Genomic DNA, 18,381 nt, shown 5'->3' on the forward strand with positions numbered 1-18,381 from the left:
TCAGGCCTTGCGCATCGGGCTGCGCAGACCGGCGCCGGCCAGGCGCGCCACGCGCGCGTCGAGCTGGTCCAGCCTCGCGAGCATGCCGCGCAGGCGGGCGGCGTCAGCCTCGAAGGCCGGACGGCTTGCCATCATGCCGCTTTCCTCGGACAGGAATTCGCTCACATTGCCGGCCAGGCGGACAGCCGAGGCCTGGATGCCGCCGGCGAGCAGCCTGCCCGCCTGCAGCAGGCGGCGCGCCGCCATGTCGCCCACCAGCCCGGACAAGTCCTCTTCGACATCCCAGCGCAGGTCGCGCGCCAGGTCTGAAACCAGCTGCGCCAGGCCGGCGTCGCCCTCGATATGCATCAGTTCGGTGATCAGGGCCGGATCGCGCGCCCGCAGCGCGCCCGGCAGCGCGGCGACCTTGCCGGCGGGGATGGTGAGGATGACATCCGGCACGATGGCCGGGTCGGAATGCTGGACCAGGCCGGCGGCCTGCACGGTCAGGCTCATTTTCAGGCCGCCGACGACAAACCGCGCCGTCTTGCCCGAATGGCGGCTCAAGCGCTCGCGCGCCCAGTCTTCGCGCCGCAGCAGCTTGTTGAGCGCGCGCGCGTAGACCGCGGTCGGGGCGAGAAAGGCAGGCAAAGAAAGCATGTTTGGACTTGTGCGGCGGCGCCGGATTCAGGTGAGCATATAAGGCAAGAGCTCAAGTTTAACGGTTTTACGCACAGGCAAGCGCGAAGCCGGACATTCGGCGCCGCAGAAGGCGCCACTAGAAAAGGGCACCTTCGAGGTGCCCTTTTTCCGCGCTACGCCCCGACCGCGGGCTTAACTGGCGTATTCAACCGGGATTTGCTGGATGCCGGCCAGCAGCCAGCCCGCGCCGTCGGCCTTGTACAGATTCCAGACTTCTTCGAAACGGAAGGCTTCCGCTTCCCTGGCTTCGCGCAGCATGCCCGAATAACGCACGCTGGCCAGATGGCCGCCCGACACCGCTTCGATGCCCAGCAGCTCGGCATTGAGCAATACCACCTGGGTCTGCGTGCCTTCGCTGCGCGCCAGGATTTCAGGCTTGACTTCGGCGATCAGGTCGTCGGTCATGTAGTCGCGCAATTTTTCGAGATCGCCGCTATCCCATACCGCCTGGATTTCGATGAACTGCGATTTGGCGTTGGCCAGGAAAGCGGAGCTGTCGAAGTCGCCAGGAATGAACCATTTGTCGTTCAGGGGCGCGGCCGGCACCGCGGCGATCGCCGCGGCATTGGCGGCGGAAGACGCCGCCACGGGCTGGCCGGCTTCGCGCCAGGTGTTCTGCGACTGGGCGCCTTGAGACTGCGCGTTCTGGCGATGCAGGGGGCCATGGCTGGCGCCGGCCTGCTGCATGGCCGGACGGGCGGCGCCGGCGCGCAGCCGGCGCACGATGAACATGACGCCGAAGATCAGCAGGCCGATCAGCAGCATGCTGGACATCGCTTCCAGGAAAGCGCCCGACAGGCCCATGCTGGAAAGCAATGCGGCAATGCCCAGGCCGGCGGCTATGCCGGCGATCGGGCCCAGGAAGCGCGACATGCCGCTTTTGGCGGCCGTGCCGGCTGCCGCGGCGCCAGCCGCGGGCGCCGCGGCGCGGGACATATTATTGCTGGCGGCAGGCGGCGTGACCGCCTGGCGCTGCTGCGTTACATTGGACGATTGCCGACCAAGGCTCTTGCCTCCGCCGAAGCGGCGCGCCTCGGCGTCGAAGGACACCGATAGCATCGCTCCGGCCGAAACAACCAGCATGGCAATGGCGATAAGCCGTGAAAACCGATGGGACATATAGTGTGCTCCTGTTTGCGGTACGCTGGCAGCGCCGCCGAAATATGGATTTCGTTTGATGAATTCAGTGGTAAGACAGACATCTTACTGGAAGCTGAACATTAGCATAAAGTCAGACTGCGCGCTGAAAAATAAGTTCAACCGCGGACGGAATGAACCGCCGCCCGCGGCATGCGGGGTGGCCAGGGCGCCATGAAGGCGGGGGCTCAGCCCAGATTGACGCCCTCGTGCAGGGCTACCAGCCCGGCGCTGAGGTTGAAATAGCGCACGCGCGACAGGCCCGCCGCTTCGAGCATGCCCGCCAGGGTGGCCTGGTCGGGATGCATGCGTATGGATTCGGCCAGGTAGCGGTAGCTTGCCTCGTCGCCGGCCACTTTCTTGCCCAGCCAGGGCAGGATATTGAAGGAATACCAGTCGTAGGCCGGCGCAAGCGGCTTGGCCACGCGGGAAAACTCCAGCACCAGCAGCTTGCCGCCCGGCTTGAGCACGCGCCGCATTTCAGCCAGCGCGCGGTCCTTGTGGGTCATGTTGCGCAGGCCGAAGGCCACGCTCACGCGGTCGAAATGGCCATCCGGGAAGGGCAGCTGCTCGGCGTCGCAGACGGCGGCCGGAATCAGCAAGCCGCTGTCGGTCAGGCGGTCGCGCCCCACCCTGAGCATGGAATCGTTGATATCGGTAAGCCAGACTTCGCCCGCGGGGCCCGCCCGCTTGGCGAAGGCGCGGGCCAGGTCGCCCGTGCCGCCGGCGATATCCAGCACTTTCATGCCCGGGCGGACATCGGCGCGGCCTATGGTGAAGGCTTTCCAGATACGATGCAGCCCTCCCGACATCAAATCGTTCATGATGTCGTAGCGGCTGGCCACCGAATGAAAGACTTCGGCCACCTTGCCGGCCTTTTCATTCTCGCCCACAGTCTTGAAGCCGAAATGCGTGCTTGCCTCGGCGGGCTGTGAATGGGAGGAGCCGGTTTCTGGAGCGGAAGAACGGGTATTTTGCATGATTTGATAATCGTACAACATTATGCGGGCGCCGATACGGACGCCCTTCGGGCGCGCCAAGTGAAAAAGCGCAAAACTCTTTTCTTAATTTCACAAACCTGAAATATTTAAGCCATATTATCTGTCACATGCGATTTTTTCCGAACTACGACCTACTTTATCTCTATCGGGCCCCATGAGCACAACCATACTCGTTGTAGAAGATGAGCCAGCCATCCAGGAACTTATCTCGGTGAACCTGTCCTTTGCCGGCCACAAGGTGCTGCGCGCCTTCGACGCCGAGCAGGCCCAGACCCTCATCCGCGCCGAGCTGCCCGATCTCATACTGCTCGACTGGATGCTGCCGGGCGCCTCCGGCATCACCCTGGCCAAGAAATTGCGCTCGGATGAGCGCACCCGCCAGATCCCGGTCATCATGCTTACCGCCAAAGGCGCCGAGCAGGACAAGATCGAAGGGCTGGAAGCCGGCGCCGACGACTACATCACCAAGCCCTTCTCGCCCAAAGAGCTGATCGCGCGCATCAAGGCCGTGCTGCGCCGGCGCGCGCCGCAGCTCACCGACGACCTGATCCAGATAGGCACGTTGCGCCTGGACCCCGCGACGCACCGGGTGGCGGGCGGCGACGTGCCCCTGACCGTCGGCCCGACCGAATTCCGCCTGCTACACTTTTTCATGACGCATACCGAAAGGGTGTTTTCCCGCGCCCAATTGCTCGACCAGGTATGGGGCGATCATGTGTTCGTCGAGGAGCGCACGGTAGACGTGCACATCCGGCGCCTGCGCAAAGCCCTGGAACCGAGCAGCCATGAAAACCATATCGAAACCGTGCGCGGCGCCGGATACCGGTTCACCGCCCTGCCGCCCAGGCTTCCTTGACCTCGACATGCCCGAATACCGCCCGCCCACTGTCCATGAAACCCCGCAGACATGATTAAAACTTTGATTTCGATAGGCATATGGGCGTTGTTGGGGTGGCTGTGCGCGCCGTGGCTGGGGGCCAACGCGGGATGGATGCTGTTCACCTTCGGCCTGCTCGCCATGATCCTGGTCAGCGGCCTGCAGCTTTCGCGCATCTCGCGCTGGGTCAAGAATATCGACGCCCCGCCGCCGCCGTCGGTCGGCCCCTGGGACGAGGTGCTGGCTCCCATTTATCGACAGCTGCGCAAGAACAGGCAGGACATAGCGCTGCTGAACCAGCATGTGAACGGCATCATGCTCGCCGCGGAAGCCTTGCCCGACGGCGCCATCACCCTGAACGAGTCCATGCAGCTGACATGGTGCAACCAGACGGCCAGCGACCATATCGGCCTGAACCTGGAAACCGACCGCGGCCACAGCATCTTCAACATACTGCGCGCCCCGGAATTCGCCCGCTATGCCAGGCAAAACACCTGGCCCGGCCCGGTATTGCTGCACCTGCAGAACGATGGCCAGGAAAAATCCCTGCTGGTGCAATTGACCCCTTACGGCGTCGGCCAGTTCCTGATCGTCACCCGCGACGTCACGCAGGTCGAAAAACTGGAAACCACGCGCAAGGACTTCGTCGCCAATGTCTCGCACGAGCTGCGCACCCCCCTGACCGTGCTGTCGGGCTTCCTGGAAACGCTGCGCGACATGCCGGCCGAGTCGCTGAGCGGCGAACAGAAAGCCCGCTACCAGAACCTCATGCTGGAACAGGCCCAGCGCATGCAGGCCATCGTCGCCGACCTGCTCACCCTGTCCACGCTGGAATCGTCCCCGACGGCGGGCGGCGAGCCCGTGCGCATGGGCAGCGTCATCCGCAACGCCCTGCAGCAGGGCCATATCCTGTCCAACGGCCAGCATGTCTTCGTCGAGAACATTGCCGAAGACCTGTGCATCACCGGCGTGGAAACCGAACTGGCCTCGGCCGTATCCAACCTGCTGACCAACGCCATACGCTACACCCCGAAAGACGGCACCATTACCGTCAGCTGGTACCTGACCGAAGACGGCCACGCCTGCTATTCCGTGCAGGACACCGGCATAGGCATCGCCTCGCAGGACATCCCGCGCCTGACCGAGCGCTTCTACCGGGTCGACCGGGGCCGTTCGCGCGCCACCGGCGGAACAGGACTGGGCCTGGCCATCACCAAGCATGTCGCCATGCGCCACAACGCCGACCTGACCATACACAGCCGCTTCGGCGCGGGCAGCCTGTTCTCCCTGGTCTTTCCGCCGGCGCGGGTCAGCCTGGCGTAAAATGCCCGTTCACACGGAGCAAATATCACATGCCGCAAACCACCCTACCTCCCTTTCACCTCGCCTTCCCGGTGCGCGATCTGGCCGAAGCCCGCGCCTTCTATGGCGACCTGCTCGGCTGTCCCGAGGGCCGCTCCTCCAATGAATGGGTGGACTTCAATTTCTTCGGCCACCAGATCGTGACGCATCTGTCGCCGGACGAATGCGGCGGCGCGCAGACCAGCAAGGTCGACGACCATAACGTTCCCGTGCGCCACTTCGGCGCCGTGCTCGACATGGGCGCCTGGGAAGCGCTGGCCGGCAAGCTCCAGGACGCCGGCACCAAGTTCGTGATCGAGCCCTATGTGCGCTTCAAGGGCGAAGTCGGCGAACAGGCCACCATGTTCTTCATGGATCCATCGGGCAACGCCCTGGAATTCAAGGCTTTCAAGAATATCGATTCGCTGTTCGCCAAATAAGGCCGCGCTCCCGCATGCCGCGCTCCCCGCAAGACGCTGCCCCGCCCTGGGAAATCGTGCCGCAGGGCGACCGCAGCGTGCTGCTGGTCTTGGGGGGCGAGATCAGCATGGAAACCGGGCATCGATGCGCCGCCGCGGCGGCGGCGCTGCGGGCGGCGCGGATCAAGGGGGTCAGCGACATCGTCCCCGCCTTCAACTCGGTCGCCCTGCACTATAAGCCCGGGCTTTTCAGCGCCGGCGCCAGCTTCCGGCGCCTGGCCGGCGAAATCGAAAACGTCCTGAGCCAGGCCCTGGCCCAAGGCCTGGCCACCGCGCAGGCGCGGCAGATAGACATACCCGTGTGCTACGGCGGCGCGTACGGGCCCGACCTGGCCCAGGTGGCCGCCCACTGCCGGCTATCCGAAGCCGAGGTCGTGCGCCTGCACAGCCAGAGTCCGGCCTATGTGTTCATGCTGGGCTTCGCGCCCGGCGCGCCGTATATCGGCGTGCACGACCCGAAACTGGCCATAGGCAGGCGCAGCACTCCGCGCACCAATGTGCCGGCCGGATCGGTCGCCATCGCCAATCTGCAAACCATGATCTACCCGAACACCTCGCCCGGCGGCTGGCATATCATCGGCGCCACGCCGCTGGTGCTGTTCGATCCCTTCAAGGATCCCGCGGCGCTGCTGGCCCCCGGCGACACCGTCAGCTTCGTCCCCATCGGCCCCGATGAATTCCTCGCCGCGCAGCGCGGGCGCCCATGAGCATCACCGTCATCAAGCCGGGCCTGCTGTCGAGCTTCCAGGACCTGGGCCGGGTCGGATACCAGCACCTGGGCGTATCGGTGGGCGGCGCGATGGACAGCCGCGCCCATCGGCTGGCCAATCTGCTGGCCGGCAATCCGGAAGACGAGGCCACGCTGGAAATCACGCTCGCGGGGCCGACCCTGCGCTTCGACGCGCCCGGCTGCATCGCCATCAGCGGCGCGCAGCTGAGCCCCACCCTGAACCAGGCGCCGGTACCCAACAACCGGCCCCTGGTCGTCCGCGCGGGCGACGTCCTGGCCTTCGGGCCGCGAACGGCGGGCCTGCGCGCCTATATCGCCTGGAACGGCGGCATAGACCTGCCCACCGTGCTATCGAGCCGCAGCACGTATTTGCGCGGCGGCTTCGGCGGTTTCCACGGCCGCGCGCTCAGGAAGGGCGATGTGCTGGCCATGCGCCGCCAGCCCGACAGCGGCCGGCTGGCCGAACTGGAACAGGAACTCTGGAAAATCAAGGTCTACCTGCCGGCCATTCTGGGCCTGGCGCCCAGGACCGCCATACGCGCCATGCGCGGCGCGCATACCGGCCTGTTCACCGAATCGTCGATAGCCGGCTTTTTCGCGGACGACTATCGCATAAGCCCGCAATCGGAGCGCATGGGCTACCGGCTCGAAGGGGCCCGGCTGTCATTGAAAAGCGCCACCCAGCTATTGTCGGAAGCCACCAGCTTCGGCAGCATACAAGTCCCTCCGGACGGCAAGCCCATCGTCCTGATGGCCGACAGGCAGACCACGGGCGGCTACGCCAAGATCGCGCATGTGGCCACGGTGGATCTGCCTGTCATTGCGCAATGCATGCCCGGCGAGACCTTGCGTTTCGTCGAAACCACGCTGGATCATGCCCAGCAGCTGGACAGCCAGCGCGAAGAGGCATTCGGCCGCCTGCATCAGTCCCTGGCCTCTTTGCGCCAGCTATTCGAGGGCTAGCGCCCCGCCGCGGCGGGAGCGGCTAGAGGAACAGCTGGTAGGCGGGGTTGTCGGATTCGTTCCAGTATGGGTAGCCCAGGCCGTCCAGGAAGCCCTTGAATGCCTTCTTGTCGGCCGGCGGCACCTGTATGCCCACCAGGATGCGGCCGTAGTCGTCGCCCTGGTTGCGGTAATGGAACAGGCTGATGTTCCAGTCGGGGCTCATGGCGCCCAGGAACTTGATCAGCGCGCCGGGGCGCTCGGGGAATTCAAAGCGGAACAGCATCTCGTGCTCGGCCAGCGCCGAACGGCCGCCGACCATATAGCGCAAATGGGTCTTGGCCATTTCATTGCCGGTCAGGTCCAGGGTGGGAAAGCCCTTCTTGCGGAAGCTGTTGGCCAGCTTTTCCGGCTCCGCCGCGGAGTTGATCTGCAGGCCCACGAACACATGGGCCTTGGCGGCGTCCGAGATGCGGTAATTGAATTCGGTCACGCTGCGGTTGCCCACCGCCTCGCAAAGCCGCAGAAAGCTGCCGCGCTTTTCCGGCAGGGTCAGCGCGAACACCGCCTCGCGCGCTTCGCCCACATCGGCGCGCTCGGCGACGAACCGCAAGCGGTCGAAATTCATGTTGGCGCCGCAGGTGATGGCCACTATGGTCTTGCCCTTCCACCTGTGCTCGGCGGCATAGCGCTTGGCGCCCGCCAGGGCCAGGGCGCCGGCCGGCTCCAGCACGCTGCGCGTATCCTGGAACACATCCTTGATGCCGGCGCAAATGGCGTCCGTGTCGACGAGCACAAAGTCGTCGACATACTGGCTGGTCAGCCTGAAGGTCTCCGCCCCCACCTGCTTGACCGCCGTGCCGTCCGAGAACAGGCCCACGTCATGCAGCGTGACGCGCCGGCCCGCCTTGACGCTGCGCACCATGGCGTCGGAATCCACCGTCTGCACGCCGATAATCTTGATTTCCGGACGCAGCTGCTTCACGTAGGCGGCCACCCCCGAAATAAGGCCGCCGCCGCCCACCGCCACGAAAATGGCGTCTATCGGGCCGGTGTGCTGGCGCAAAATTTCCATGCCCACCGTGCCTTGCCCGGCGATCACATCGGGGTCGTCGAAGGGATGCACGAAGGTGAGCTTTTCCTTTTTTTCCAGTTCCTTGGCGTGCTCGTAGGCGTCCGAGAAACTGTCGCCCATCAGCACGACCTCGCCGCCCAGATGGCGCACCGCGGCGATCTTGACCTGCGGCGTGGTGACCGGCATGACGATGACCGCCCTGCACCCCAGGCGCTTGGCCGACAGCGCCACGCCCTGCGCATGGTTGCCCGCCGACGCCGCGATCACGCCGCGCTTGAGGTCGGCCGGGCTCAGGTTGGCCATTTTGTTATAGGCGCCGCGCAGCTTGAAACTGAAAACCGGCTGCGTGTCTTCGCGCTTCAACAGAATCTTGTTGTTGATCCGGGCCGAAATCTGGGGGGCGAGTTCCAGAGCTGACTCGACAGCGACATCGTAAACCTTGGAGTTAAGGATGCGTTTAAGATAGTCTGTTGACATGGACGAAGAAGGTTCGATAGGTAAACGAGCAGAATACCATAGCGGCCACCTGCCATAAACCCGGGCGCGCCACCGCATTTCAGCGATACACTAGCGCGCTATGGAAGCATGGATGCACGCATCGATACACTGGCTACTTCTTACCCTGGCTCTGCCGCGCGTAGGCCTGAGCGCCATTTTCATCGTCAGCCTCATATCCGCGACCCTGCTGCCGCTGGGGTCCGAGCCCGCCGTCTTCGGCTTCGTGAAAATCGCCCCCCATATGTTCTGGGCCGCCGTCCTGGTCGCCACCCTGGGCAATACCATAGGCGGCGCCATCAGCTACGCCATGGGGCTGGGCGCCGAGAAAGCCTACGAGCGCTGGCGCGAGAAGCACCCCGAGAAAATCCACAAGAAGGCCGGCGGGCGCTGGCATGACTACATCAGCTATTGGCTGCACCGGCTGGGCCCCCCGGCCCTGTTTTTCTCGTGGGTGCCCGTCATCGGCGACCTGCTGTGCGCCGTCGCCGGCTGGCTGCGCCTGCCCTTCGGGCCCAGCGTCTTCTACATGGCCCTGGGCAAATTCCTGCGCTACGCCATCATGACCGCGGCACTCCTCTGGTTCTTCCCGGGCGTGTAATTGGATTAAACTCCCCATTCTCCCTTACACTAGGTCTTTAAGGGCCCTCCTTTTTCCAAGACATGAACGCCCCCCTAGCCAGTCATCTGCTTGCCGCCAAGGCTCCGCTCGCCGCTACGCCACGCTTGCGCGAAATTCCCTATAACTACACGTCTTATTCCGACCGCGAAATCGTTTTGCGCCTGTTGGGGCAGGAAGCGTGGCAAATGCTCTCCGAGCTGCGCGGCGAGCGCCGCACCGGGCGATCGGCGCGCATGCTGTTCGAAGTGCTGGGCGACATCTGGGTGGTGCGGCGCAACCCCTACCTGCTCGACGATCTGCTGGACAACCCCAAGCGCCAGCAACTGCTCATCCAGGCGCTCAATCACCGGCTCGGCGAAATCGACAACCGGCGCGACAGCAGCGCGGCCGCGCGCGACGGCAAGGTGGCGCGCCTGCTCGAGGCCGCGCGCAGGGCGGTGGCCGAATTCGAGCACGAATTCAGCCGGACCCGCGAGCTGCGCAAGAAAATCGTGCGCACCCTGTCGCGCATCACCGCCAAGGACAACGTCAAATTCGACGGCCTGTCGCGCGTATCGCACGTCACCGACGCCACCGACTGGCGCGTCGAATACCCCTTCGTCGTCCTGACACCCGACACGGAAAACGAAATGGCCGCCCTGGTGCGCGCCTGTATCGAACTCGAGCTGACCATCATCCCGCGCGGAGGCGGCACGGGCTATACCGGCGGCGCCATCCCCCTGACCTGGCGCTGCGCCGTCATCAACACCGAAAAGCTCGACACCCTGGGCGCCGTGGAAATCACGCCGCTGCCCGGCGTGGCCGAGCCCGTGCGCACCATACATACCGGCGCGGGCGTGGTGACCCGGCGCATCGCCGAGGCCGCCGAAGCGGCCGGCTACGTATTCGCGGTGGACCCGACCTCGGCCGACGCCTCCTGTGCGGGCGGCAATGTCGCCATGAACGCCGGCGGCAAGAAAGCCGTGCTCTGGGGCACCGCGCTGGACAACCTGGCCGGATGGCGCATGGTCGATCCCGACGGCAACTGGCTGGACGTCACCCGCCTGGACCACAACCTGGGCAAGATCCACGATGCGGCCCAGGCGCGCTTCGAGCTGCGCTGGTCCGACGGCAAGGGCCTGCCCGGCGCGCGGCCCCTGCGCAGCGAAATCCTGGTCATCGACGGCTCGCGCTTTCGCAAGGCCGGCCTGGGCAAGGACGTCACCGACAAATTCCTGGCCGGCCTGCCCGGCGTGCAGAAAGAAGGCTGCGACGGCCTCATCACCTCGGCGCGCTGGATCCTGCACCGCATGCCGGCCCACACGCGCACGGTCTGCATGGAATTCTTCGGGCAGGCGCGTGACGCCGTGCCGTCCATCGTCGAGGTCAAGGATTACCTCGACGGCCCGGGCCGCGAACGCGGCGCGATCCTCGCCGGCCTCGAACACCTGGACGAACGCTATCTGCGCGCCGTCGGCTACGCCACCAAGAGCAAGCGCGGCGGCCTGCCCAAGATGGTGCTCATCGGCGACATCGTCGGCGACGACGCCGATGCGGTGGCCGTGGCGGCCAGCGAAGTGGTGCGCATCGCCAACACCCGCCATGGCGAAGGCTTTGTCGCGGTCAGCCCCGAAGCCCGCAAGAAATTCTGGCTGGACCGCTCGCGCACCGCCGCCATCGCCCGCCATACCAATGCGTTCAAGATCAACGAGGATGTGGTCATCCCCTTGAACCGCATGGGCGAATACACCGATCACATCGAACGCATCAATATCGAGCTTTCCACGCGCAACAAGCTGCGCCTGCTGGACAAGCTGGAAGACTTCCTCGGCGGCGACCTGCCTGTCGGAAAATCCGAGGACCACGACGACGCCGAGCACACCCGCGAGGAAGTGCTAGCCGAGCGCACCCGGGATGCCCTGCAGGCCCTGCGGGCCGTGCGCCGGCGCTGGACCTGGCTGCTGGAAAACCTCGACGCTCCGCTCGCCCCGAGCCTGGGCACCGTCGACGGCCTGGGCCTGGACGGCGCGCTGTCGGCGGCCCTGGCGCAACGCCTGGCCGAACAGGCTCATGCGCGGGTGTTCGATGTGGTCCAGGACCACACCATACGGGTTTCCTGGAAGGCCGAAGTGCGCGCCCTGATGGAGCGCCATTTCGCCGGAGCCGACTGCGCCGCCGTGCTGGCCGAAATCCAGGCGATACACGACCGCGTGCTCAAAGGGCGCGTCTTCGTGGCCCTGCACATGCACGCCGGCGACGGCAACGTCCACACCAATATCCCGGTCAACTCGGACGACTACGAAATGCTGCGCGAAGCCAACGAGGCGGTCGCGCGCATCATGCAGATCGCCCGCGACCTGGACGGCGTGATCTCGGGCGAACACGGCATAGGCCTGACCAAATACGAGTTCCTGACGCAGGAAGAGCTCCAGCCCTTCCAGGACTACAAGCAGCGCATCGACCCGGACGGGCGCTTCAACAAGGGCAAGCTGATGCCCGGCGCCGACCTGCGCCATGCCTGGACGCCCAGCTTCAACCTGCTGGGACATGAATCGCTGATCATGCAGCGCAGCGAAATCGGCTCCATCTCCAACGCCATCAAGGACTGCCTGCGCTGCGGCAAATGCAAGCCGGTGTGCGCCACCCACGTGCCGCGCGCCAACCTGCTGTATTCGCCGCGCAACAAGATCCTGGCCACCTCGCTGCTGATCGAGGCCTTCCTGTACGAAGAGCAGACCCGGCGCGGCGTCAGCCTCAAGCACTGGGAAGAATTCGAGGACGTCGCCGACCATTGCACCGTCTGCCACAAGTGCTACAACCCCTGTCCGGTGGATATCGACTTTGGCGACGTATCCATGGAAATGCGCGCGCTGCTGCGCGGCATGGGCAAGAAGTCGTTCAACGCCGGCACGACGGCGGCCATGTTTTTCCTCAATGCCAAGGACCCCCGCGTCATCAAGGCCACCCGCAAGGCCATGATGGACGTCGGCTACAAGGCGCAGCGCATCGCCCACGACTTCCTCGCCGGCGCCGCGCGCAAGCAGGTGGCCGCGCCTCCCGCGACCCTGGGCAAGGCGCCCATGCGCGAGCAGGTCATCCACTTCATCAACAAGAAAATGCCCGGCAACCTTCCCAAGCAGACCGCGCGCAAGCTGCTGGACATCGAAGACGCCGACTACGTGCCCATCATCCGCAACCCGGCCGCCACCACGCCCGAGACCGAGGCCGTGTTCTACTTCCCGGGCTGCGGGTCGGAGCGGCTGTTTTCGCAGGTGGGCCTGGCGACCCAGGCCATGCTGTGGCATGCAGGAGTGCAAACCGTCCTGCCGCCCGGCTACCTGTGCTGCGGCTATCCCCAGCGCGGCAACGGCATGACCGACAAGGCCGAGAAAATCATCACCGACAACCGCGTGCTGTTCCATCGCATGGCCACCACGCTGAACTACCTGGACATCAAGACGGTAGTGGTCAGTTGCGGCACCTGCTACGACCAGCTGGCGGGATACGAGTTCGAAAAAATCTTCCCCGGCTGCCGGCTGATCGACATTCATGAATACCTGCTGGAAAAAGGCATCCAGATCCAGGGCGTCCAAGGCGTGCGCTATATGTACCACGACCCTTGCCACACCCCCATGAAGCTGCAGGAACCCATGAAGACGGTCAAGGCGCTGGTGGGCGACAGCGCCATCAAGACGGACCGTTGCTGCGGGGAATCGGGCACCCTGGCGGTGTCGCGCCCCGACATTTCCACCCAGATACGCTTTCGCAAGGAAGAGGAACTGGCCAAGAACACGGCCGCGATACGTTCGGACGGCTTCGACGGCGAGGTCAAGATACTGACCTCCTGTCCCTCATGCCTGCAGGGCCTGTCGCGCTTCGAAGGCGATACCGGCATGGACGCCGACTACATCGTCGTCGAAATGGCCCGCCATATATTGGGCCCCGACTGGATGCAGGACTATGTGCGCGACGCCAACGCGGGAGGCATAGAGCGCGTGCTGGTTTGATGCGGCGAAAAGCGCGCCCTCAGGGCGCGCTTTCGCTGAAGCTGCACACCGTATAGATATCCAGGCCTGTTTCCCTGAGGGCCTGCGAGCCGCCCAGCTCAGGCAGGTCGATGATGGCCGCCGCCTCCACCACGTTCGCGCCCAGCCGCTGCAGCAGCTTGGACGCCGCGACCATGGTGCCGCCCGTCGCGATCAAATCGTCGATCAGCAGCACGCGCTGCCCGGGGCGCACCGAATCCGTATGCATCTCCACCGTGGCGTTGCCGTATTCCAGCGAATATTCCTCCGCCACGGTCCGGAACGGCAGCTTGCCCTTCTTGCGCACAGGCACGAAACCGAGATTCAATTCGTAGGCCAGCACCGACCCCAGAATAAAACCGCGGGCGTCGACCCCGGCCACCAGGTCCAGCCTTTGCCGCATATACCGGTATACAAATAAATCGATCAGCACGCGAAAAGAACGCGGGTCTTGCAGCACCGGGGTAATATCGCGGAAAGTCACGCCAGGCCTGGGCCAATCGGGAACGCTACGAATCGTGTTGCGAACGTAGACGGCAGGATCAATATGCATGTAAATCGCCAAAACTGAAAACAGCGGAGAAAAAGGGAGAAATTGCCCGGGCCGGCCCAGGATCGCACAGGCGGCGGCTTCCTGCCCGGGCAATCCGTAACTATACGCGGCCAGCCCTTGGGCCGCTTTACACAATCCGCTCAGTTACAAATAAACCACGAAACCATTCGTGCGTTTAAAATCATCGCATGGAAAATACACCCACCCCCGCCCCGGGCGAAATGCTGGCCTCCGCCCATCGCACCTTCAAGACCGAGATCGCCGCGCTGCAAGCGCTGGACGCCAGCCTGGACGGCTCGTTCGAGCAAGCCGCGGCCATGCTCCTGGGCTGCCAGGGGCGGGTCGTCGTCACCGGCATCGGCAAGTCCGGCCATATCGCCAAGAAAATCGCCGCCACGCTGGCCTCTACCGGCACGCCGGCATTCTTCATGCACGGCGCCGAAGCCATACACGGCGATCTGGGCATGCTTACCCGCCAGGACATCGTGCTCGCCATCTCGTATTCCGGCGCGGGGCATGAACTTCTGACCATATTGTCGGTCGTTAGACGTATGGGCGCCCGCCTGATTTCCGTCACCGGCCATCCCGGCTCGGAACTGGCGCGCAATGCCGACCTGCACTTGAATGCCCAGGTCGAGCAGGAAGCCTGCCCCCTGAACCTGGCGCCTACCGCCAGCACCACCGCGGCCCTGGTGCTGGGCGACGCGCTAGCGGTGGCCTGCCTGGAAGCGCGCGGCTTCAGCCGCGAGGATTTCGCCCGGTCGCATCCCGGCGGCGCGCTGGGCCGCCGCCTGCTGACCTTCGTGCGCGATGTCATGCGCCAGGGCGGCGCCCTGCCCATCGTGCAGGCCGGCACCAAAGTGCCGGAGGCGCTGGTGGAAATGTCCGCCAAAGGCATGGGCATGGCCATCGTGGTCGACGGACAGGGCCTGCCCGTCGGCATATTCACCGATGGCGACCTGCGCCGGCTGATAGCCCGCCACGGCGATATCCGCGCGCTTGCGGTGGACGATGGCATGAGCCGCCATCCCAAGACCGTGCCGCCCGGCGCGCTGGCCGTCGAAGCCGCCACGCTGATGGACGCGGGCCGTTTGAACCAGATGCTCGTGGTCGACGATACCGGGCTATTATTAGGGGCTTTACATATGCACGACCTGCTTGCCGCCAAGGTCATCTGAAACCAATCCGCCGACATGAAACTTCCCAGCATTTCCCATCCCGCCGAAGCCCTGATCCTGGCAAAAATCGCGCCAGCGGTGCTCGAACGCGCGCGCCAGGTGCGCGTCATGGCCTTCGATGTCGACGGCGTGCTGACCGACGGCTGCCTGTGGTACGGCGAAAACGGCGAACTGATGAAACGCTTCAACGCGCTGGACGGCCACGGCCTGCGCCTGATGCGCGAAAGCGGCATTGTCGTCGCCTTGATCACCGGCCGCGAAGGCCCCATCCTGGCGCGCCGGGCGGCCGAGCTGGGCATCGCCCTGGTCCAGCAGGGGATACGCGACAAGGCGCAGGCCATCATCGCCCTGGCGCAGGAACAAGGCTGCCCCTTGAGCGAAGTCGGCTATATGGGCGACGACATCATCGACCTGGCCGCGCTGCAGCGCGTGGGCTTCGCCGCCAGCGTGCCCAATGCGCCCGCCTATGTGTCGCAGGTAGCGCACTGGGTGTCCTCCAAGCCCGGCGGCTCGGGCGCCGTGCGCGAATGCTGCGACCTGATCCTGGCCGCGCAGGGCCGCCTCAGCGCTTTCTTCGCCCCCAATGCCCTGCTCATGAGCGGCGCCGTCCAATAAGCCCATGAAAGAACGCGCTCCCGCCCTTATCGCCATAGTGCTGCTGCTATCCCTGGTCATGGGGACCTGGTGGGCGGCCGACTATGCGCAGCGCGCCATACTCGTCGATCCGCCGCGCCGCATCACGCACGAGCCCGATTCCTGGGCCAGCGATTTCGTCATGGTGCGCACCGACATCGCCGGCGTCGCCATCAATCGCCTGGAAGGCAGGCACATGCAGCACTACCCCGACAATGACTCCTACGAAATCACCAAGCCCAAGGCCATAGGGCAGCAGCCGAATTCCCCGATCACCATAGGCACTTCGGACAAGGCCATCATGGACCAGAACGGCTCCCGCGTCGTCATGAGCGGCAATGCCCGGGTGCACCGCGTGCCCGACCAGGACAGGCCGGCGCTCGACGTCACCAGCGAGCAGCTCACCGTCATGCCCGACGACAACGTGGTGTTCACCGACATGCCGGCGCTGGTGGTCAACGGCAATTCCACCATGAATGGCAAAGGCATGCGTTACGATAACAATACGCGCCAGTTGCAAGTGTTTTCAGCTACCGACGTAAAAATCTCTGGTCAAGACTCCAAGCCAGGCAAATCCGCCAAACCTGACAAGACAGAAAAAAAACCATGAATCTGAAGCGACCCCTATCTTTCACCGCCTGGCTGATAACGTCGGTATTGCTCTGTGCGGCCGGCGCGGTTCACGCCCAGGCGCCCTCCCAGCAACAGCCGTCCGCCGCAAGCGGCGCGGCGGCGGCGCAAGGCGGCGCGAAAGCCCCGGGCGGCGCGGCCGCCCCGGCGGAAGAACCGGACACGCTGGTCCTGTCCGACACCCTCAACTACGACGATATCAAAAAGGAAAGCGTCTTCACCGGCAATGTCATCATGACGCGCGGCCTGATGACGCTGCATTCCGACAAACTGGCCATGCGCGAGGACGCCGAGGGCTTTCAGTACGGCACCGCCACGGTCGCGCCCGGCAAACTGGTCGTGATCCGCGAAGAAAACCCCGAGAAATTCGAGGTTCTCGAGGCGCAAGGCGTGCGCGCCGAATACGACGGCAAGGCGGAAACCATGGAAATGATAGGCCGGGCCGTCATCACCCGCTACATCTGCGGCAAACCCTTTGACAACGTCAAGGGCCAGCGCGTCATCTACCACCAGAAGAACGGCACCTATGAAGCCTACGGCGGCCCGGATTCGGCCGCCGCCGGGGGGCGCGTGCGCTCGCTGGCCAGGCCCCAGGCTAAGGCCGATGCCGCGATCGCCGAATGCCAGCGGAAATCGGCGCCGCGCAAATAGCCCGCCCCCGCTCTCCTGGCCCCCTTTGCCTTACCCGTTTCCTGAAAGTAGCCCTTTATGTTTTCTTCCCACAAGCCGGCCACAGGTGGAAGCCGCTCCCCCAGCGCCACCCACGGCAGCCTGCATGCCACGGGCTTGCGTAAAACCTACGGCAAGCGCACGGTCGTGCAGGATGTATCCCTGTCGGTCGACAGCGGCGAAGTCGTGGGCCTGCTGGGCCCCAATGGCGCAGGCAAGACCACCAGCTTCTATATGATAGTGGGCATCATCCCCACCGACGCCGGCCGCATCGAAATCGACGGCACGCCCATTACCAGCATGCCCATGCACAAGCGCGCGCGCATGGGGCTGTCCTATCTGCCGCAGGACGCTTCCGTGTTCCGGCGCCTGACGGTCGAGGAAAACATACGCGCCGTGCTCGAGCTGCAGCTGGACGACGCCGGCCGGCCCCTGACCTCGGCCCTTATCGGCGAGCACCTGGAATCGCTGATCGACGAACTGCAGATCGGGCATATACGCCGCAACACCGCCATTTCCCTGTCGGGCGGCGAACGCCGCCGGGTGGAGATCGCCCGCGCCCTGGCCACCCACCCCCGTTTCATCCTGCTTGACGAGCCTTTTGCCGGCGTGGATCCGATCGCCGTCATCGAAATCCAGCGCATCGTGCATTTCCTGAAAAACCGCAATATCGGCGTGCTGATCACCGACCACAATGTGCGCGAAACCCTGGGCATATGCGACCGCGCTTATATCATCAGCGAAGGCAAGGTGCTGACCAACGGCCACCCCAGCGAAATCATCGACAACGAAGCCGTGCGCAAGGTCTACCTGGGCAAGAACTTCAAGATGTAGAGGGCATTTTCCAAACGCCTTCCGGCGCACTTGATTTACTTTGCATAATCTATACACTGGAATCATTACCAACGCATTACAAGGAGAACACCGCCATCCTGACCGCGCATGCCGCGCACTCTTAATTTTTGCAAGGAGAGCACATATGAACCTGAGTATTACTGGTCGTCATCTAGAAGTCACTCCCGCTATCCGCGAATATGTAATGAACAAACTGGCGCGTGTTTCGCGACATTTTGATAACGTGATAGACACCCAAGCCATACTCTCGATCGAGCGCCTTAAACACACTGCCGAAATCACCATGCGTCTGCGTGGCAAGGACATCCACTGCGCAGCCACCGACGAAAACCTCTACGCGGCCATCGATCTGCTGGCCGACAAAATCGATCGGCAAGTCATCAAGTACAAATCCAAGGTTCAAGATCACGCCCACGAGCCTGTTAAGCGGCAAGAACTCCCTGCCGTGGAATAACACTCGCCTCCAGTTTTGCCCGCTC

Annotated in this window: 18 protein-coding genes; 13 read left to right on the forward strand and 5 right to left on the reverse strand. The window is 64.3% G+C overall.

The window, feature by feature from the left end; genetic code table 11:
- The 3 genes from BUB23_RS05745 to ubiE all read right to left on the reverse strand — a co-directional run bounded on the left by BUB23_RS05745 (position 1) and on the right by ubiE (position 2,798).
- Positions 1 to 639, reverse strand: a complete 639-nt coding sequence (locus BUB23_RS05745; protein ID WP_073102109.1) for a ubiquinone biosynthesis accessory factor UbiJ — start codon at positions 637 to 639, stop codon at positions 1 to 3.
- A gap of 174 nt (positions 640 to 813) precedes the next feature.
- Positions 814 to 1,800: a Tim44 domain-containing protein gene (locus tag BUB23_RS05750; protein ID WP_073102110.1), complete on the reverse strand. Its 987-nt coding sequence runs from the start codon at positions 1,798 to 1,800 to the stop codon at positions 814 to 816.
- Positions 1,801 to 2,006: 206 nt separating this feature from the next.
- The gene (gene ubiE, locus BUB23_RS05755) at positions 2,007 to 2,798 is read right to left on the reverse strand and encodes a bifunctional demethylmenaquinone methyltransferase/2-methoxy-6-polyprenyl-1,4-benzoquinol methylase UbiE (RefSeq protein WP_073102210.1); all 792 of its coding nucleotides are present in this window, start codon (positions 2,796 to 2,798) and stop codon (positions 2,007 to 2,009) included.
- Positions 2,799 to 2,973: 175 nt separating this feature from the next.
- Here ubiE and phoB point away from each other — a divergent pair, with 175 nt between their 5' ends.
- Genes phoB through BUB23_RS05780 form a run of 5 tightly spaced genes read left to right on the forward strand, consistent with a single transcriptional unit; the run spans position 2,974 to position 7,209 of the window.
- Complete coding sequence (phoB, locus tag BUB23_RS05760) at positions 2,974 to 3,675, forward strand: phosphate regulon transcriptional regulator PhoB (RefSeq protein ID WP_073102111.1); 702 nt, start codon at positions 2,974 to 2,976, stop codon at positions 3,673 to 3,675.
- Between the two features lie 51 nt (positions 3,676 to 3,726).
- Positions 3,727 to 5,019 (forward strand): phosphate regulon sensor histidine kinase PhoR, encoded by a 1,293-nt coding sequence (phoR, locus tag BUB23_RS05765; protein ID WP_073102112.1) that lies wholly within the window; start codon positions 3,727 to 3,729, stop codon positions 5,017 to 5,019.
- A gap of 29 nt (positions 5,020 to 5,048) precedes the next feature.
- On the forward strand, positions 5,049 to 5,477 hold the full coding sequence (locus BUB23_RS05770) for a VOC family protein (protein ID WP_073102113.1): 429 nt from the start codon (positions 5,049 to 5,051) through the stop codon (positions 5,475 to 5,477).
- A gap of 14 nt (positions 5,478 to 5,491) precedes the next feature.
- Complete coding sequence (gene pxpB, locus BUB23_RS05775) at positions 5,492 to 6,223, forward strand: 5-oxoprolinase subunit PxpB (RefSeq protein WP_073102114.1); 732 nt, start codon at positions 5,492 to 5,494, stop codon at positions 6,221 to 6,223.
- On the forward strand, positions 6,220 to 7,209 hold the full coding sequence (locus BUB23_RS05780; protein WP_073102115.1) for a 5-oxoprolinase subunit C family protein: 990 nt from the start codon (positions 6,220 to 6,222) through the stop codon (positions 7,207 to 7,209). The genes pxpB and BUB23_RS05780 overlap by 4 nt, the downstream gene beginning before the upstream one ends.
- Before the next feature lie 22 nt (positions 7,210 to 7,231).
- On the opposite strand, the gene ilvA is transcribed toward BUB23_RS05780, so the two are convergent.
- Positions 7,232 to 8,740, reverse strand: coding sequence for a threonine ammonia-lyase, biosynthetic (gene ilvA / locus BUB23_RS05785; protein WP_073102116.1), 1,509 nt, complete (start codon positions 8,738 to 8,740; stop codon positions 7,232 to 7,234).
- 100 nt (positions 8,741 to 8,840) lie between these two features.
- Here ilvA and BUB23_RS05790 point away from each other — a divergent pair, with 100 nt between their 5' ends.
- Together BUB23_RS05790 and BUB23_RS05795 are read left to right on the forward strand one after the other, a co-directional pair.
- Positions 8,841 to 9,359: a YqaA family protein gene (locus tag BUB23_RS05790; RefSeq protein WP_073102117.1), complete on the forward strand. Its 519-nt coding sequence runs from the start codon at positions 8,841 to 8,843 to the stop codon at positions 9,357 to 9,359.
- 62 nt (positions 9,360 to 9,421) lie between these two features.
- Complete coding sequence (locus BUB23_RS05795; RefSeq protein ID WP_073102118.1) at positions 9,422 to 13,366, forward strand: DUF3683 domain-containing protein; 3,945 nt, start codon at positions 9,422 to 9,424, stop codon at positions 13,364 to 13,366.
- 19 nt (positions 13,367 to 13,385) lie between these two features.
- Here the strand turns inward: BUB23_RS05795 and BUB23_RS05800 are convergent, their stop codons facing one another.
- Positions 13,386 to 13,937, reverse strand: coding sequence for an adenine phosphoribosyltransferase (locus BUB23_RS05800; RefSeq protein ID WP_073102119.1), 552 nt, complete (start codon positions 13,935 to 13,937; stop codon positions 13,386 to 13,388).
- A gap of 188 nt (positions 13,938 to 14,125) precedes the next feature.
- Here BUB23_RS05800 and BUB23_RS05805 point away from each other — a divergent pair, with 188 nt between their 5' ends.
- The 6 genes from BUB23_RS05805 (at position 14,126) to hpf (ending at position 18,356) form a co-directional block, all read left to right on the forward strand.
- Positions 14,126 to 15,115 carry a KpsF/GutQ family sugar-phosphate isomerase gene (locus tag BUB23_RS05805; protein ID WP_073102120.1) on the forward strand — a complete coding sequence of 330 codons (990 nt, stop codon included), beginning with the start codon at positions 14,126 to 14,128 and terminating at the stop codon, positions 15,113 to 15,115.
- Positions 15,116 to 15,130: 15 nt separating this feature from the next.
- Positions 15,131 to 15,730, forward strand: coding sequence for a KdsC family phosphatase (locus BUB23_RS05810; RefSeq protein ID WP_073102121.1), 600 nt, complete (start codon positions 15,131 to 15,133; stop codon positions 15,728 to 15,730).
- Positions 15,731 to 15,734: 4 nt separating this feature from the next.
- Positions 15,735 to 16,358 (forward strand): LPS export ABC transporter periplasmic protein LptC, encoded by a 624-nt coding sequence (lptC, locus tag BUB23_RS05815; protein WP_073102122.1) that lies wholly within the window; start codon positions 15,735 to 15,737, stop codon positions 16,356 to 16,358.
- Complete coding sequence (lptA, locus tag BUB23_RS05820; protein ID WP_073102123.1) at positions 16,355 to 17,029, forward strand: lipopolysaccharide transport periplasmic protein LptA; 675 nt, start codon at positions 16,355 to 16,357, stop codon at positions 17,027 to 17,029. The genes lptC and lptA overlap by 4 nt, the downstream gene beginning before the upstream one ends.
- A gap of 57 nt (positions 17,030 to 17,086) precedes the next feature.
- Positions 17,087 to 17,881: an LPS export ABC transporter ATP-binding protein gene (gene lptB, locus BUB23_RS05825; RefSeq protein WP_073102124.1), complete on the forward strand. Its 795-nt coding sequence runs from the start codon at positions 17,087 to 17,089 to the stop codon at positions 17,879 to 17,881.
- Between the two features lie 145 nt (positions 17,882 to 18,026).
- The gene (hpf, locus tag BUB23_RS05830) at positions 18,027 to 18,356 is read left to right on the forward strand and encodes a ribosome hibernation-promoting factor, HPF/YfiA family (protein WP_073102125.1); all 330 of its coding nucleotides are present in this window, start codon (positions 18,027 to 18,029) and stop codon (positions 18,354 to 18,356) included.
- The last annotated feature ends 25 nt before the right edge of the window (positions 18,357 to 18,381 follow it).

Origin of the sequence: Pollutimonas bauzanensis (assembly GCF_900129885.1) — a bacterium.
Classification (GTDB): domain Bacteria; phylum Pseudomonadota; class Gammaproteobacteria; order Burkholderiales; family Burkholderiaceae_B; genus Pollutimonas; species Pollutimonas bauzanensis.